This is a genomic window from Clostridium sp. AM28-20LB (assembly GCF_003480665.1).
GTDB classification, from domain to species: Bacteria; Bacillota; Clostridia; order Lachnospirales; family Lachnospiraceae; genus Otoolea; species Otoolea fessa.
The window spans coordinates 394-16,606 of the sequence record NZ_QUJN01000004.1; the positions used below are offsets into that span (position 1 = coordinate 394).

Below are 16,213 nucleotides of genomic sequence, written 5' to 3' on the forward strand. Positions count from 1 at the left end.
ATTGTACTCTGAGGTATTTTCAATTTTCAACGTCTACGCTTTTTATTATACAGGAAGCTCCTTTTACTTTTTGAAATAATTTTCTCGAAATCCTAACTGCATTACCAGGTCATTATACTTCGGATATGGAAAAGTATCGCAAGTTGCAAAAAAAGGGAGAGATAATGTTACTGTTCACAGGTAGGCACTTTTGGAACCGAAAGTGCCGTAAGAAAACGTGGTGGCAGCAGGAATTTGCCGTATTTAAATGCGAAGCCACGGCAAATTCCGTTACTGGGCACGTATGCGTGAACAGTAACGAGATAATAGGGGAAATTTAAGATTTCCTTCCTTGCTATCCACAAAACGAAATGCTATACTGATACAAGCCGTTTCTCTGGTTTTACGAATAAGAAAAGGAGAAGAATGTGATGGAACAGACAGAGATTGCAAGAGAGCAGGGAGCTCCGGCTGCATCCATTTTGGCAGAGCAGGCATGGGAAGGAAAAGTACGAAAGGTTTTTTCATGGATTGTGTCGGTGTATCTGTGTGTGGTGTTTGGGGCATTTCCGCTATATTTCCATAATTATTATTATGATATTCTGGTATCGAAATATCAGTTTTACTGGCTCAGCACGGTTGCGATGCTGGCGTCATGCCTGATCGCAGCGATAGTATTTGCGTGCATGGACTTAAAGCGGTTTGGCGGGGCGCATGTGCGGCATTTTTTTTGCGCGTTTCGACCGTCTGAATTAAAAAAGCAGCCATTTGCCTATAAGGCACTGGCAGTTTTCTGGGGACTGGCACTGATATCGACGGTGCTGTCGGATTATGTGTATGAGTCGTTCTGGGGCAATGAAGGACGATTCAGCGGATTTTTTTTGATTACGCTGTATGTGCTGGGAACGATTGTGAGCAGCAAGTATGGTCGGATGAGAAAATGGTACCTGGATGTGTTTTTGGCATCGTCCGTTCTGGTCTGCCTGTTTGGAATCACAGATTATTTCCAGATGGATTTATTGGGATGGAAAAAGGGCGTGAGCAATGAACAGGGAAACCTGTTTGTATCTACATTGGGAAATATCAACACGTATACGGCGTTTGTGGCGCTTACGATGGCGGTTGCCTGCGGCTGTTTTGTAAGTGAGAGAAAAGTGGGACGCCGTATCTGGTATTATCTGGTTTCGGCGCTGGCCTTTTTTGCATTGATTACCGGACAGAGTGATAATGCATATTTATCACTTGGAATGCTGTTTGCGGTGATGCCGCTGTTTTTATTTACGACATGGCGGGGCATCGCAGATTATGGTATTCTGGCGGCTACGTTTATGACCGTGATCAAGGCAGTAGATACGGTCAATAAAGTATATGCCGATCAGGTCATCGGTCTGGGCGGTGTGTTTGGCGTGTTGGTGCGCTATCGTTATCTGGAGGGAATCGTCGTTTTATTCTGGATTCTGGCGGGGATTCTCTGTGTTTGGAAACGGAAGATGGAACAGACGAATCCAGAGAGCAAACCGGGACGATGGATTTGGCGTGGCTGGTGTGCCGTTTTGATTCTTGGATGCCTGGCAGTGGCATTTGTCCTCTATGATGCAAATCTGGGAGGACATGCGGAACGGTACAGCGCGTTGTCCCAGTATCTTGTTTTTGATGATGACTGGGGGACGAACCGGGGATATTGCTGGAGAATTGGCTGGCAGTCCTATCGCGAGCTGCCGTTCCTGCATCAGTTGTTTGGTTTTGGACCAGACACATATGGAATTCTGACTTGGGATTTCAGGCAGGATGCGCTGGATCGGTATGGAGTTTTCTATGAGAGCGCCCACAACGAATATTTCCAGTACCTTGTTACAATGGGACCGCTTGCGCTTGTATCTTATCTTGCGTTTCTGGGCGGCACCTGCGTGCAGATGTGCAAAAAATGGAAAGAGTGCGCCTGGATCCTGGCGCCTGTTCTGGCGGTGCTCTGCTATGGAGCACAGGCAGTTGTTAATATCAACCTCCCGATCGCGACACCGATTATGTGGGCTATGCTGGCGATTGGGCTTGCACTCACAAGAGAGAAAGCAGAACAGGCAGAATAGCTCAAATAGACAGAACGGATTAAATAGACAGCAAATCCGAGCAGATTCGGCGGAAAAGCCGAAATGACGAACTTTGTCGATTTAGAATTTAAAGTAATGTGTGCACAGTAACCCGTGTCGAAATTTGCGATCGATAGACTCTTTTATTTTTCTTAAAATCGGTTTATAAATAATATGAAAAGAAAAAACGATATGATCGCCTGGCAGAGCTGCGTTATGCAGTGTGGTCATCTGAATGGAAGAACAGGCAGTCAAAAGGAGGAGAGTTTATGGATGAAGCTAAAAAATTGGTCGTTTTAGAGCAGGAAAATGAAGAATTAAAGCGTGAGCTGAGGGAGTTATTTAAAACTCTGGATCAGATGAATCAAAGCTTAAACCGGATGATTGACCACTACATACTCTGTAAGACGGAGAAGGCGGGATAAGCGGAGAGCCTGGATAAGATGGAAAAGAAGAGGCTCATTTATACCAGATGGAGCAGGTGAAAAATCAAATCAAAAATTAAATAGTAGATCGAATATGAAAGCCGCATGATTCAGAAGGTATGTTATCAAACCAGAATGAATCATGCGGCATTTTTTATCTACTCTGTGTAATATGTAGTCGGCGCGTCAATTCCCAGATTAAATCATGCATCCAGGAGACAGTCTGCTCCAGCTGCTCGTTTTTCTCTCTTAGAGCCAATACTTCCTGATAGAGCGTTTCCTTGTCGGAATCTTTTGAAATATCCGGATGGATCTTCGAGGAAGTGGAAGACGATTTTGTTTTACCCGGTGCTGCAGAAGGATCTGTCATCAGTTTGGTGTTATCGGGTGCTGCATTTTGAACCGACGATTTTTCATCATCCAGTGATTTGCTCCGGCCGGATGGCTTTGTCTGCTCTGGTGCCTTAGCCTTGTTCGCCGGTTTGGCTTTAGAATCCAAAGGGATCGCCGCATTAATCATGTGTCTGGAAATCAGGATCTGCCGCTGTGGATAGTCTAAGTCCATGAAATCCTGATACGGAATGGGAAGAGGAGTCATGGCAATTGAGCAATGCGGACACACCGCATTGGCAACGAGCTGAAAGAATCCATAATGTCCACAGTTTGGACAGCAATAAACATTTAAACCACGCATAGAGTTGCCTCCGTAGAAGTAAGAGTTGAGTCATTAGGAGAAAAATGAAAATATTCCCCTTATTATAATACGTTTTAATCGAGAACATTATAACTGGTTTTTAGAAAAAAATTTAAAAATTTCCAAAAAAAATTTCAAAACGATAAAAAAAGACATCTTTTAGAAAAAATACCGCGGTGTCACAAAAGTGTCCTGCGGTATTTGAACGGATGCAATATTATATTCTACTGGATGATTCCAGATGTGTCAACTGTCCAGACAGTATCATTGCTGTCTTTGATATCCTTGAACCCTTTTCCGAGTTCCGGACGGGAAGCGGAAGAGGAGGAAGAGGTTGCTTTCTGGATGGTGCCGCTGGTGTTTACCAGGTAGCGTTTTTCACTGATGGAAACCGGCTCATAGCGGAGTTCCGGATCCGCCTTCTTTAAAAGACCGTTTACATAAACCTGGTTATCGCGCTCGCCATGGTAGCCCTGTCCTTTGAGAGAGCCTTTGGTCTGGAAATACCAGATCTGGTTTTCTTCTAAATCATCATTGTAAATGGTCTGCTTGCCGGTACGCATCACGCCGTCGTCGCCGAAGTAGTAGGAGGCGAAGCTGCCATCCGCCTGTTTCAGGCTCTGAAGTCCGGTCTGCATTTCACCGCGCTCGTTGAAGCAGTAGCGCTCGGAATTGATGGTGAAAATAGCAAGATCCTTCTCGGCAAAGTAAGCGGTTCCGTTTTTAAAGAAGAAGGAAAATGGCTCTTCTTCTTCGCTGATGCCCGGTGCCCCTTCAATGGTGTACCAGCCGCTTGCCCGGCGTCCGCCATTTTCCGGATCGTAATAGCGGAAATCGTTTAAGCTGACAGTGTCTGTGGCAGAGTTGTCCGCTGTTGCTGCTTCGTTTGAAGGTGTGCTGGAGCTTACAAAGCCAGCTTCCGCGACATTGATCCAGCCTGTCTGCATCTGGCCGTCGATGAAAGTGTAGTAGCCATTGTCGATTTTGCGGTCCATCTGGTTTACGATCATGCGTCCTTCGGTGTCAAAATAGCACCAGATATCTTCATCGTCGGTGTCTTTCGTGATGGTTTCCAGCAGAATCCATCCGGTTTTTCTGGCGCCGTCATCCTCCTCGCCGAGGTAGTAGGTCTGTCCGTCCAGCTCCAGAAGCCCGGTCTGCATCAGTCCGTCCTCGTCGAAATAGTAGGTTTTTCCGTTGATGCTCATCCATTTGGCAGTTACAATCTTGCCGTCCTTGCCAAAATAGAGCCAGGAGCCGCCGTCCGGAGAATCCGGGCTGTCATAGCTGATCTCATTTTCAGCCGAAACCCATTGGTTCTTTGCCATGTGCCCCTCATCGTTGACGAAATAGTCATCGACTCTCTGATTGGTAGCAATCTCGCCTTCCTCATCGAGATAAAACCAGTCGCCATTCCGCTTTTTCCATGTGTTTGTCTCTTTATAGCCGTCCTCATCGTAGTAATAAAGACGACCATCTTCCTCTGTCCAGCCGCTCTGAGCCGCCAGAACTCTGTAAGTTCCCGTATTTGTCATTATAGGTGCAGCAGCCGCGAACAAAGCCGCAGCGGATAAAACAGCTAAAGTTTTAGTTTGCTTACGCATGGTATAATCTCTCCTTTTTGAAAATGCGAAAATCCATCGCTGCATTACGGGGCTTATTATACGGGGATTATGCGTAAAAAGATAGTGTGCGTTGCTGGAAAGGGTGGAGAGATGTGGAAAAAGGTTACTGTACACGGGTAGGCACTTTTGGAACCGAAAGTGCCGTAAGAAAACGTGGTGGTAGCAGGAATTTGCCGTATTTAAATGCGAAGCCACGGCAAATTCCGTTACTGGGCACGATGCGTGAACAGTAACGGAAAAAGGGGTGAACCAGCTGGAACACCCCTTTTTCTATATGAAAATATAATTTTTTATTTTACGTATTTCGAATCCGTCAGGAACTCCAGCGTCAGCGTTCCTGCCAGCCTCTCCAGCGTATCTATCACATACTGGTTAATACTCTGTGATTTTTCCCGCGCGATCCGGTAGTCCATCGCGGAATTATAGTAGTTGTCTCCATCGACCGTATATCCGTCGAATCCCGCGCAGGCGGCGTGGTGGACGCTTGTTTTGGTCAGGACGTTCAGCAGCATGACAAAGGAATTATCGATGATCTCTGCATTCTGGTCGATCAGGGAATTATAGTTTAAGGTGTAATCAAAATGTGTATCTTTGACATTCGTCACGTTCGAGGTCGCGATGACGCGCACCGGGCGTCCTTGGGCGTCGGCGTGCTCGAGCAGGCGGTTGTTGAGCTGGACATACCGCCTGGAATTGCTTAAGAACGCATAATCGATTGGAATTCCCTCCGGGATAAAATTGACGGAGATTGTGATCGGATTGTGCGCCTTAATATAGGAAAGAATTGTCTCCTTTTCCAGTTCCAGATTCTTTCCCGGACCGAGCAGCAGAAGCGGGCGCTCGCTCCAGGAAGCACTCAATGCCTGAATATCGGCTTCGTCATTGCATTCTGTGCTCTGATACCTGCGGTACAGTGTTTCAATGTAATCTTTGTCGTAGAGCAGTTTTTTCTCCGGCTCAATCGCATCCAGAATCGTATTGATGGATTTAAGCGACAGGGTGTGTTTATCCATCAGGAAGCGGACGTAGTTCGGATGGCAGTTGTTGGAGGCGGAAATATAGAAGAACAGGTTGTATCCCCATGGGCTCTTGCGGAAGAACGGCATGATGCTGATGTCGATCGCCTCGAGCATCTGACTGACATTGAAATTGCGTCCGAATACGGTGTTCATGTACATGGAAATGAGTTCGATCGGAAGATTTCCGGCGCTTTTTCCCATGCCGTACAGGGTGGCATCAACTAAAACGGTGCGGTCTGCCGGTTCGCGTAAGACTTCCATGCTGTTCGAGTATGCGAGCTGGAAGTTATTGTGGGAGTGGTAGCCGATCGCGATCGATGGTTTTAAGTTGTAGTTTAAGAGCTGGAAATAGTGCAGCAGGTTATCCTGATGAAGCAGACCGTAGGTGTCTACAAGGGACATCGCATACGGTTCCAGATCGTTTACAAGGTCAACCAGATCCAGAAGCTCACGGTCGGAGTAGCTGGTGATCGAAACCGCCTGTGCAAACACTTTGTAGCCCAGTTTTTTGACTTCGTGGCAGAACTGGATCGCCTCATGCATCACATGTTTTTTGAAAATGACGCGGATGCCGTCGATGTAGGACTCAGAACACGGGCTTAAATTAGAAATATCGCAGGTTCCGTAGTCGATCATGGCGACGATCATCGTATTTCCCTTGTCCAGCTTGCCGAAAATCTGATCGGCACACTGGGTTGTCGGCATGATCGTGCGGTTGCGGTCGAAAGTGCGGCGGTCATCCAGAAAACCAACTTCCAGAATGTCCACGCCCGCGCTGATCAGACGTTCAAAAATAGTAACAATATTGTCGTGACCGAACTCCCAGTCGTTGACGTAGCCGCCGTCACGGAGAGTGCAGTCGAGTAATTTGACTTGTTTCATGATGTTTGTCCTCTTGTTATGTTTGTAATTTTAAAAATTGACTCCTAGAAACGCCCCGATATCATGCGTATCCTTTGCCGTATAAACCGGCGCATATTCCTGCCATGCCTCCGCGGTATCTGGTCCGAAGCCGTAGGTGACTGCCATAAAATCGACAGCTGCCTCTTTGGCACCCTTTCCGTCGGAAGAGGTATCACCGATAAGAACTGCCTCGGATGGAGACAACTCCAAAGCTTTTAAGCACTTGTGCAGAACGTCAGCCTTCGTCATTTTGCTGGCAAAATCGCTGCCGCAGATGGAGTCACAGAGTTCTGTGAAATGGTAATGTTCCAGCAGAGTCAGCGCATAATCTTCACGTTTCAGGGTGGCAACCCCGATCTTGCAGCCCTGTGCGCGGAGTGCGCGGATCAGGTCTTTGATACCGGCGTATGGCTCGGCTTTCAGCAGGTCGTGATCCTTGTACTGGGTGCGGAAAATCTCGGTTGCGTGGTTCGCGGCGTCCTCGTCCAGTCCATAGAGGCGGATGAGCGACAGCTTGACGGGCGGTCCGATAAAGGTGCGGAGTGTCGCCTCGTCGAGGGCAGGTTTTCCAAGTGCTTCTACCGTGTGACGCACGCTCGCAAAGACGCCTTCGGATGTATCGAGCAGCGTGCCGTCGAGGTCGAAGATCACGCCGCGGTATGTTTTCTTATTCATAGGGTGCTAGTCCTCCTGTGTAAAATCGCCTGTACTGTTTCAAGGTCGGCGGGGGTGTCTACGGAAAGCGTATATCCGCAGATGGGAAGAAATAGGATCGTTTTCCCATATTCGAGGAAACGCAGCAAATCCACGCCCTCGATCTGTTCCAGAATACCCGGTCTGCTCTGGCAGAAGAAATCGAGCGATTCCCGCGTATAAAGCCCGATACTCACAAATTTCCGGGAAGGTTTGTCAAGCGTCCCCTTGCGGAATGGAATTGGCGCACGGGAAATGTAAAGCCCTGTGCCGTCCGGGCGGCAGACCACTTTTATGTTGGATGGATCGGCTGTCTCGGCATCGTTCAGGATATCTGCCATGGCATTGATGAGAAATGGACGTTGTACATTTTCTTTTGAGGTAATAACAGTAAGCGCCTGCTCCATAAAATTTTGCAGAATCTCTGGTGTCAGAAGCGGTTCATCCCCGCCGATCATCGCATAAAAATCAAATTTCCGCGAAGAAGCAGACTTGGAATCTTCCAGAATCGTCACCGCCTCCTGAATGCGGGAGGTCGGATTCTGATGGGAATGGGAGGTGAAAACCGCCTCAAATCCATATGTCTGGCAAACAGCAGCAATCTCAGGGCTGTCGGTCGCAGCGTAAACGGCATCAAATACACCGCTGTCCCGCGCCGCCGCGAGAACCCGCACAACCATTGGAATCCCATCAATCTGTTTCAATGCCTTTCCCGGAAAGCGAACCGAATTAAGCCGCGCCGGAATCAGCGCGCAGACCTTTTTTTTCTGTGCTAATCGATTCATAAGACGTTCCTCTGTATGATAAAAATGCAGTTACATAAAGTAAACTGAACCGTAACGATTCAGGCATACCGATGTGAATCGGATGCCGACCTTTATTATAGAAAAGAAATAGGAAAAACACAAGACAACATAAGAAAAATGTAAGTTACTGTTCACGGGTAGGCACTTTTGGAACCGAAAGTGCCGTAAGAAAACGTGGTGGCAGCAGGAATTTGCCGTATTTAAATGCGAAGCCACGGCAAATTCCGTTACTGGGCACGTATGCGTGAACAGTAACAAAAGAACGTTTCAGAAGAAGGGAAAACGCCGTGCTGGCTATGAAAAGAGAAATATGTGTGATATAATGTGAACACTTGACGAGGTATTTTCGAGTCTAGTGAGAACATATACCTGACCACTTAATGAGGTGTTTCACGAATTTAGTGGTCATGGTATAATGAGCGCAGAAGAAACGAATACGGCTGCGAAGCAGACATATTCTTTTCTTGCGCCATTAACGAACGAACAGCCATGCGAAGCAGGGCGGTAGAGCGCGATAGCGCGGGTTCGTGAGTGGGCGGGTGAGAATAGGTTCTTATGATGTAGTATGAACACTTGACAAGGTATTTTCAGGAGGAAATCAAAATGAAACAGAAACTTTCTAATTATATAGCAGAAAAGCTTCTCGCATCCGGCATCACGGATGTGTTTATGATCACGGGCGGCGGCGCGATGCATCTGGATGATGCGCTGGGGCATCAGGAAGGACTTCACTGCCTCTACAATCATCATGAGCAGGCATGTGCGATGGCAGCGGAGGCGTATGCCCGCATCCACAACAAGATTGCGGCAGTGTGCGTGACGACGGGACCTGGCGGCATCAATGCGATGAACGGCGTTGCGGGCGGATTTCTGGATTCAATCCCGATGTTTGTCATTTCCGGACAGGTGCGTTATGACACGACAGCGCGCAGCACGGGACTTCACCTGCGCGCGATGGGCGATCAGGAGTATGATATCACCAAATCGGTTGCCAATATGACAAAATACTGTGAGATGGTGATCGATCCGATGCGTATCCGCTTCTGTGTGGAAAAAGCCCTGTATCTGGCGTACAACGGCCGTCCGGGTCCTACCTGGCTGGATATTCCGCTGAATGTGCAGGCGGCAATGATTGAGACAGACGATCTGATCGGCTTTGATCCGGAGGATTATGAGGCGGGCGGAACCGGCTGGGCGGCAGAGAGCGCGTCCGAGATCCCGGAGGATACCGCCGGAAAAGGTGAATTTCGTGCAAAACTTCCGGCACGTGTGACGAAGGAGACGGCGCGTGCGATCATCGAGAAAGTCCGCACCTCCAAACGTCCGGTGATCAATGCCGGAAATGGTATCCGTATCGGCGCGGCGCACGATGTTTTCATGCGCGTGGTTGAAAAGCTGGGAATCCCGGTTGTGACCGGCGCGGACAGCATCGACTGTATCTATGACGAACACCCGCTGTACATCGGAAAAGGTGGCAACGTCGGCGATCGCCCGGGCAACTTCGCGATCCAGAACAGCGATCTGGTGCTGTCGCTCGGAAGCCGTCTGAGTTTCCGTCAGGTCGGTTACCGTTTTACTACCTGGGCGCGCGAGGCGTATGTGATTGTGAATGATATCGATGCCGAAGAGCTGAAAAAGCCGACCTTGCATGTGGACATGCCGGTTCACGCGGATGTGAAGGATCTTCTGACCGTGATGGACGAGGTTCTTTCGGAGGAAGGAAAAGCGGACGGCGCGGCTTCGATGACGCAGGAGTACAAGGACGCGCAGGCAGAGTGGCTGCGTATCTGCCAGGGCTGGAAGCATGATTATCCGGTGGTTCTGCCGAAGCACATGAACGGCGGCACGGAGACAGAGGCAAACGTGTATGCATTTGCGTATGAGATGAGCCGCCGTTTAAATGAGAATCAGATCGTGGTTGTGGGGAATGGATCTGCAAATGTTGTGTGTGGACACGCAAATATTGTGAAAAAGGGACAGAGATTTATCTCGAACTCCGGCATCGCTTCGATGGGCTACGGACTTCCGGCATCGATCGGCGCGTGCGTGGCAGATCACAGCCAGGATATTATCCTGATTACCGGAGACGGCAGTATTCAGATGAATTTACAGGAGCTTGAGACAGTTGTCAGCCACCGGATGCCGATCAAGATTTTCATTATCAATAACGGCGGTTACCATTCCATCCGCCAGACCCAGAAGAATTTCTTCGGCGAGCCGCTCATCGGTATCGGCGTGGACAGCGGCGATCTTGGATTCCCGAGCATGGAAAAGCTGGCGTGGGCGTATGGATTCCCATATGTATCGATTCATGGAAACAAGGAGCTGGGCGAGAAGGTAGAAGAAACGCTGGCGATGGACGGCCCGGTAATCTGCGAGGTATTTGTAACGCTGGATCAGAACTTTGAGCCAAAGTCCGCGGCGAAGAGACTGCCGGACGGAACGCTTGTATCGCCACCTCTGGAGGATCTGTCCCCATTCCTGCCGGACGAGGAGATGGACCGTATCATGCTGATTCCGCGTATTAAAAAATAGTAAAGGAAACGATAGAATGAAGATAGTTGTCACAGGTGCCACCAGCTTTGTAGGTCTGGGGGCGGTGCGCGAGCTGTTACATCGCGGACATCAGGTATTCGCCGTACTGCGGGAACATTCGACGAAAGCGGATCTGCTGCGGGAAAATGGAAAATTTCCGCAGGGACTCACGATTTTGGAGGAGGATCTGGGGAAGCTCTCGAAACTGCCGGAACGGATTCCGGGCGGATGCGATGTGTTTCTCCATATGGGCTGGCGCGGTGCAGGGAGTGATTCACGGAAAAATGAGTCAGTCCAGGAGGAGAGCGTGCAGGACGCGCTGAATGCCGTCCGCGTGGCGAAAGACCTCGGGTGCCGGCGGTTTCTCTTTACAGGTTCGCAGGCGGAGTATGGCATCAAGAGTGAGCTGACAGACGAGGAGGCGGTCTGCGAGCCGACCTCCCCGTATGGACGCGCGAAACTGGCAGTCCGGCAGCAGGCGGAAGTGCTCTGCCGGGAACTGGGACTGGATTATGGGCATGCACGGATTTTCAGCACGTATGGACCGGGCGATCATTCGTGGTCGCTTCTTTCCTCCTGTGTCCGGGTCTTCCGGGCAGGGGAGAAGATGACGATGACCGCCTGCACGCAGCTCTGGAACTTCATGTATATTGACGATGCGGGGCGCGCTCTGGCGGATCTGGCAGAATATGCGGGAAATCTCACGGATCACGGATGTGTCTACAATCTGGGCGGTCCGATGGATGAGACAGGACCGCTGCGCGGGTTTGTCGAGACGGTCTATGAGCTGTGCGGCAGGCAGGGCAGCATGGAATTTGGCGTCCGCCCGCCGAATGCAGAGGGAATCGTCAATCTGATCCCGGATATCCGCAAGATGGAGCGGGTGGTTGGCTGGAAGCCACAGGTATATTTTGAAGAAGGAATGAAGAAAATTCTGGCTTTTCAGAAATGATTTTTCTGCCCTCTGTGCAGAGTGACGGGAGAGAATGGTAAATATTTGGACATATTTTATCAGTTTATGCCAAGTAAATAGCGAAGCAGCCAAAAATCGTTAAGAAAATTGTAGGTTGTCAAAAGAGAGAAAGACGTTTAAAATAAAGGCAGTATAGCCGAAGCGGCTTTCTCTTTTTTTTGTGTTCGAAATTTGGTGGAACGAAATAGAAGAGTTCAAACAAAAAGCAAATTAATAGGAATCAGAAAAGTATGAAAAAAATCAGTATATTAATTCCCTGCTACAACGAGGAAGAGAATGTAGGTCCGATCAGCGAGGCGGTTGTGGAGACGCTGGAGCGCGATCTGCCGGAATATGACTATGAGCTTGTCTTTATCGACAATGATTCGACGGACCAGACGCGCCCGATTCTTCGGAAGATCTGCAGCGAGAATCCACGGATCAAGGCAATTTTTAATGCCAAAAACTTTGGACAGTTCAATTCCCCGTATTATGGAATGTTACAGTGTACCGGCGACTGCGTGATCAGCATGGTGGCAGATTTTCAGGATCCGGTCGATATGATCCCGAAATATGTCCATGAGTGGGAAAATGGCTACAAGATTGTCATCGGCATCAAGACGGGAAGCAAGGAAAACCCGATCATGTATGCGCTGAGGAGCTGCTATTACAAGATGATAAAGAAACTCTCCGATGTCGAGCAGATTGAGCATTTTACCGGTTCGGGTCTGTATGACCGCGATTTTATTGAGATTCTGCGGGAGCTTGACGATCCGACGCCGTTTCTGCGCGGAATCGTGGCGGAGCTTGGTTATAAGCGTAAGGAGATTCCATATATCCAGCCGCAGCGCCGCGCAGGCAAGACACACAACAATTTTTACCGGCTCTACGATGCCGCGATGCTTAGTGTGACCTCCTATACGAAGGTCGGTCTGCGCCTGGCGACGATCTTTGGAAGTATCTGCGCGGCGATCAGTATGATCGTGGCGATTGTATATCTGGTGATGAAACTGCTTCACTGGTATGATTTTCCGGCTGGTATGGCGCCGGTTCTGATTGGAATGTGCTTTTTAGGGTCGGTTCAAATCTTTTTCATTGGTCTGGTGGGAGAGTATATTTTATCGATCAATTCGAGAGTCATGAAGCGTCCGCTGGTAGTGGAGGAAGAGCGGCTGAATTTTGATACACCGGTAAAAAAAGTTGGGGGCAAACAGCATGAAATGTAATGTCGATGTAGTTCGGATTCGTGAAAATTCGATTCAGCTCAATGGCTGGGCGATCGGAAAGACGCCGGAGACGGAGATCACCTATCAGGTTGAAGATGGGGCACATCAGCCGATCCGGTTTCAGTATGTGGCGACCCGCCGCGACGACGTCAGCCAGATTTATTTTGGGCGAACGGTAGAAAAAGAGCTTGGATTTGATATCCAGTTCCCGTATGAGCGCGGAAAAGATTATTATCTGATCGCAAAAGGCGAGGGACGCAAAATCCGCATTAAATATAATGAAGAACTGATCCGCAAGCGCAGCAGTGTGGCGCACAAGCGGATGCAGAAGATCCGCGATCTGATGAACATGGAGACTGTGCGGGTCTGTCTGGATTTCTGGAAGGAAAATGGTCTGAAAGCCCTGCTGGTAAAATCCAAGCACAAACTGCAGGGAATTGACAATGACTACGATTACGGCGAGTGGTATTCACTGACGAAGCCGACGGCGGAGGAGCTGGAGGAGCAGAGGAAAAAGGCGTTTGACGCGCCGGTTAAATTCTCGATCGTGATTCCGGCATTTAAGACACCGGAGCGATTCCTGCGGGAAATGCTGGATTCGATCGCGGAACAGACATACGCAAACTGGGAGGTCTGCGTGGCGGACGGCAGTCCGGCAGGACAAAGCTGCGAGCGGGTGCTGGAGCAGTATGCGAAGAAGGACAGCCGCTTTAAATACGTAATTTTAGGCGAAAATAAGGGCATTTCCGGCAATACGAATGCAGCAATGGATATGGCGACCGGCGATTATATTGTGCTGGCGGACCATGACGATAAGCTGACACCGAATGCTCTCTATGAGTGTGCGAAACTGTTACAGGAACATCCGGGATGCGACTGCTTCTATTCGGATGAGGATAAGCTGGATATGGACGGCGGCGCTTTGTTTGATCCGCATTTTAAGCCGGATTTCAATATCGATCTGCTCTGCAGCGTCAACTATATCTGCCATCTGTTTGTCGTCAGCCACGATCTGGCAGCGCAGGTGGGCGGCTTCCGTCAGGAATACGACGGAGCGCAGGATTATGACTTTATTTTCCGTTGTACGGAGAAGGCGAAGGAGATTCGCCATATCCCGAAGGTGCTGTATCACTGGCGCTGCCACAAGGATTCGACAGCGAGCAACCCGGAGAGCAAGCTGTACGCATTTGATGCGGGTGCGCGCGCGATCATGGATCATTATAAACGCGTCGGTATCGAGGCGGAGCGCGTGGAAAAAGGTGTGGACTACGGCATTTATCACTCTGTATATAAAATTCAGGGGGAACCGCTGGTATCGATCATCATTCCGAACAAGGATCACCATACGGATCTGGATCTATGCCTGCGGGCGATTGAGACGCGGGCAACGTACCGCAATGTTGAGTTTATCATTGTAGAGAACAACAGCACGGAGAAGGAAACCTTTGAATACTATGAAAAGATTCAGAAGGAATTTTCCAATGTCCATGTGGTAACCTGGGAGCGCGAGTTTAACTATTCGGCGATCAACAACTTCGGCGTGACCTTCGCAAAGGGCGAATATCTGCTGTTTTTAAATAATGATACCGAGCTGATTGCGGAGAATTTCATCGAGGAGATGCTGGGACTGTGCCAGCGTGAGGACGTCGGCGCAGTTGGCGCGAGACTGCTCTATCAGGATGATACGATCCAGCATGCGGGCGTCGTGATTGGTTTCGGCGGCATCGCAGGGCATACGTTTATAGGGCTTCATAAGGCGGAAAACAGCTATTTCCACCGTGCGATGAGTACACAGGATTACAGCGCTGTGACGGCGGCGTGCCTGATGACAAAGAAAGCACTCTTTGATGAGGTCGGCGGCTTTACGGAGAAGCTGGCGGTCGCATTTAACGATATCGATTATTGCATGAAAGTGCGGGCATCAAATCATTTAGTGGTTTACAATCCGTACGCATTGCTGTATCATTATGAGTCGAAGTCAAGAGGACTGGAGGATACGCCGGAGAAGGTGGCGCGTTTTAACAGGGAGATCAAGATTTTCTCGGAGCGCTGGCCGGAGATCCTTAAAGATGGAGATCCTTACTACAATCCGAACCTGACGCTGCGGAAGTCCAATTTCGCCCTCAGGGATCTGAAAAAAGAGAAAATCGGAGAACCGTATCATCTGGAGGTATAACCCGGGATGGAGATTACAACGACAATTATTATTCCCAATTATAATGGGTTGAAATTTATGGACGAATGCATCCGTTCACTGAATGCACAGACGTATCCGAATTTCCGGACACTGGTGGTGGACAACGGTTCGACGGACGGAAGTGTGGAGTGGCTGAAGGAACATCAGATCGATACGATTTTCCTGCCGGAAAACACGGGATTTTCCGGTGCAGTCAACGTCGGAATCAAGGCGGCAGACACACCGTATGTGCTGCTTTTAAATAATGACGTCCGGGTGGACGAGTATTTCGTGGCGGAGATGGTGCGTGCGATCGGTCAGTCGGAGCGCATCTTTTCCGTCAGCAGCCGGATGATCCAGATGTACCATCCAGACAGGCTGGATGATGCAGGCGATATGTATTCCCTGCTTGGCTGGGCGTACCAGCGCGGCGTGGGACGGGATCTTACGCATTACCGCCGTTCAAGCCGGGTATTCTCGGCGTGCGCGGGCGCAGCGATCTACAGGAGAGAGGTATTTGAGGAGATAGGCTATTTCGATGAGATGCATTTTGCCTATCTGGAAGATATTGATGTGGGCTATAGAGCCCGGATTGCGGGTTATGACAATATATACTGCCCGGCGGCGCTGGTATGGCACGTCGGAAGCGGAACCAGCGGTTCCAAGTACAATTCATTCAAGGTTAAGCTGGCGGCACGCAACAATGTGTATCTGAATTATAAAAATATGCCGTGCTTACAGCTTATCATAAATGCGATTCCGATCGCAGCGGGGATTTTCGTGAAATATTCATTTTTCAGGAAACTCGGGTTTGGAAAAGATTATCTGGAAGGTCTGAAAGAAGGCATACGGACGGCAAAGAAGTGTAAAAAAGTGGCGTACCGCCCGGAACGGCTTAAAAATTATCTGGCGATAGAGCTGGAACTTTTAGCTGGGACATTTCTCTATGTCTATGAATTTGCTGTGAGACAGATCGAGAAAAAAGCAGCATCTGATAAATCGTGAGGAAAAGGTTAGAGTTGTTACTGGGCGCGTATGTGTGGACAGTAACTTAGAGTTTGCGCGATGTGTGAACGGTCATGGTTTAGCAGAT

General features: G+C 49.2%; 12 protein-coding genes. 7 read left to right on the plus strand and 5 right to left on the minus strand.

The features are described 5' to 3' along the window. The first annotated feature begins 410 nt into the window (after nt 1-410). Nucleotides 411-2,066, plus strand: a complete 1,656-nt coding sequence (locus DW739_RS09265; protein ID WP_118472960.1) for an O-antigen ligase family protein — start codon at nt 411-413, stop codon at nt 2,064-2,066. A 269-nt stretch (nt 2,067-2,335) separates the two neighbouring features. Next, the gene (locus tag DW739_RS14910) at nt 2,336-2,491 is read left to right on the plus strand and encodes a hypothetical protein (RefSeq protein WP_182427968.1); all 156 of its coding nucleotides are present in this window, start codon (nt 2,336-2,338) and stop codon (nt 2,489-2,491) included. 154 nt (nt 2,492-2,645) lie between these two features. On the opposite strand, the gene DW739_RS09270 is transcribed toward DW739_RS14910, so the two are convergent. The 5 genes from DW739_RS09270 to DW739_RS09290 all read right to left on the minus strand — a co-directional run bounded on the left by DW739_RS09270 (nt 2,646) and on the right by DW739_RS09290 (nt 8,210). Next, a complete protein-coding gene (locus tag DW739_RS09270) occupies nt 2,646-3,185 on the minus strand; it encodes a hypothetical protein (protein ID WP_118472959.1) in 540 nt (179 codons plus the stop codon). A 224-nt stretch (nt 3,186-3,409) separates the two neighbouring features. Then, entirely contained in the window at nt 3,410-4,789 is a 1,380-nt protein-coding gene (locus tag DW739_RS09275; RefSeq protein WP_118472958.1) for a cell wall-binding protein, read from the minus strand. Between the two features lie 311 nt (nt 4,790-5,100). Further along, nucleotides 5,101-6,711, minus strand: coding sequence for an aldolase catalytic domain-containing protein (locus DW739_RS09280; RefSeq protein WP_118652012.1), 1,611 nt, complete (start codon nt 6,709-6,711; stop codon nt 5,101-5,103). Nucleotides 6,712-6,741: 30 nt separating this feature from the next. Further along, on the minus strand, nt 6,742-7,407 hold the full coding sequence (locus DW739_RS09285; RefSeq protein ID WP_022359155.1) for an HAD hydrolase-like protein: 666 nt from the start codon (nt 7,405-7,407) through the stop codon (nt 6,742-6,744). Continuing rightward, complete coding sequence (locus DW739_RS09290) at nt 7,404-8,210, minus strand: 3-deoxy-manno-octulosonate cytidylyltransferase (protein ID WP_118652010.1); 807 nt, start codon at nt 8,208-8,210, stop codon at nt 7,404-7,406. Before DW739_RS09290 ends, DW739_RS09285 begins: the two co-directional genes overlap by 4 nt. A gap of 624 nt (nt 8,211-8,834) precedes the next feature. On the opposite strand from DW739_RS09290, the gene DW739_RS09295 reads away from it, so the two are divergent. From DW739_RS09295 to DW739_RS09315, 5 genes are all read left to right on the plus strand, one after another. Further along, entirely contained in the window at nt 8,835-10,766 is a 1,932-nt protein-coding gene (locus DW739_RS09295) for a thiamine pyrophosphate-binding protein (RefSeq protein WP_107001453.1), read from the plus strand. Nucleotides 10,767-10,782: 16 nt separating this feature from the next. Further along, nucleotides 10,783-11,718 (plus strand): NAD(P)-dependent oxidoreductase, encoded by a 936-nt coding sequence (locus DW739_RS09300; protein ID WP_118742945.1) that lies wholly within the window; start codon nt 10,783-10,785, stop codon nt 11,716-11,718. A 251-nt stretch (nt 11,719-11,969) separates the two neighbouring features. Next, nucleotides 11,970-12,944, plus strand: coding sequence for a glycosyltransferase family 2 protein (locus DW739_RS09305; RefSeq protein ID WP_107001455.1), 975 nt, complete (start codon nt 11,970-11,972; stop codon nt 12,942-12,944). After that, the gene (locus DW739_RS09310; RefSeq protein ID WP_118742946.1) at nt 12,934-15,120 is read left to right on the plus strand and encodes a glycosyltransferase family 2 protein; all 2,187 of its coding nucleotides are present in this window, start codon (nt 12,934-12,936) and stop codon (nt 15,118-15,120) included. Before DW739_RS09305 ends, DW739_RS09310 begins: the two co-directional genes overlap by 11 nt. Nucleotides 15,121-15,126: 6 nt before the next feature. After that, a complete protein-coding gene (locus DW739_RS09315) occupies nt 15,127-16,125 on the plus strand; it encodes a glycosyltransferase family 2 protein (protein WP_022359149.1) in 999 nt (332 codons plus the stop codon). Nucleotides 16,126-16,213: the final 88 nt, after the last annotated feature.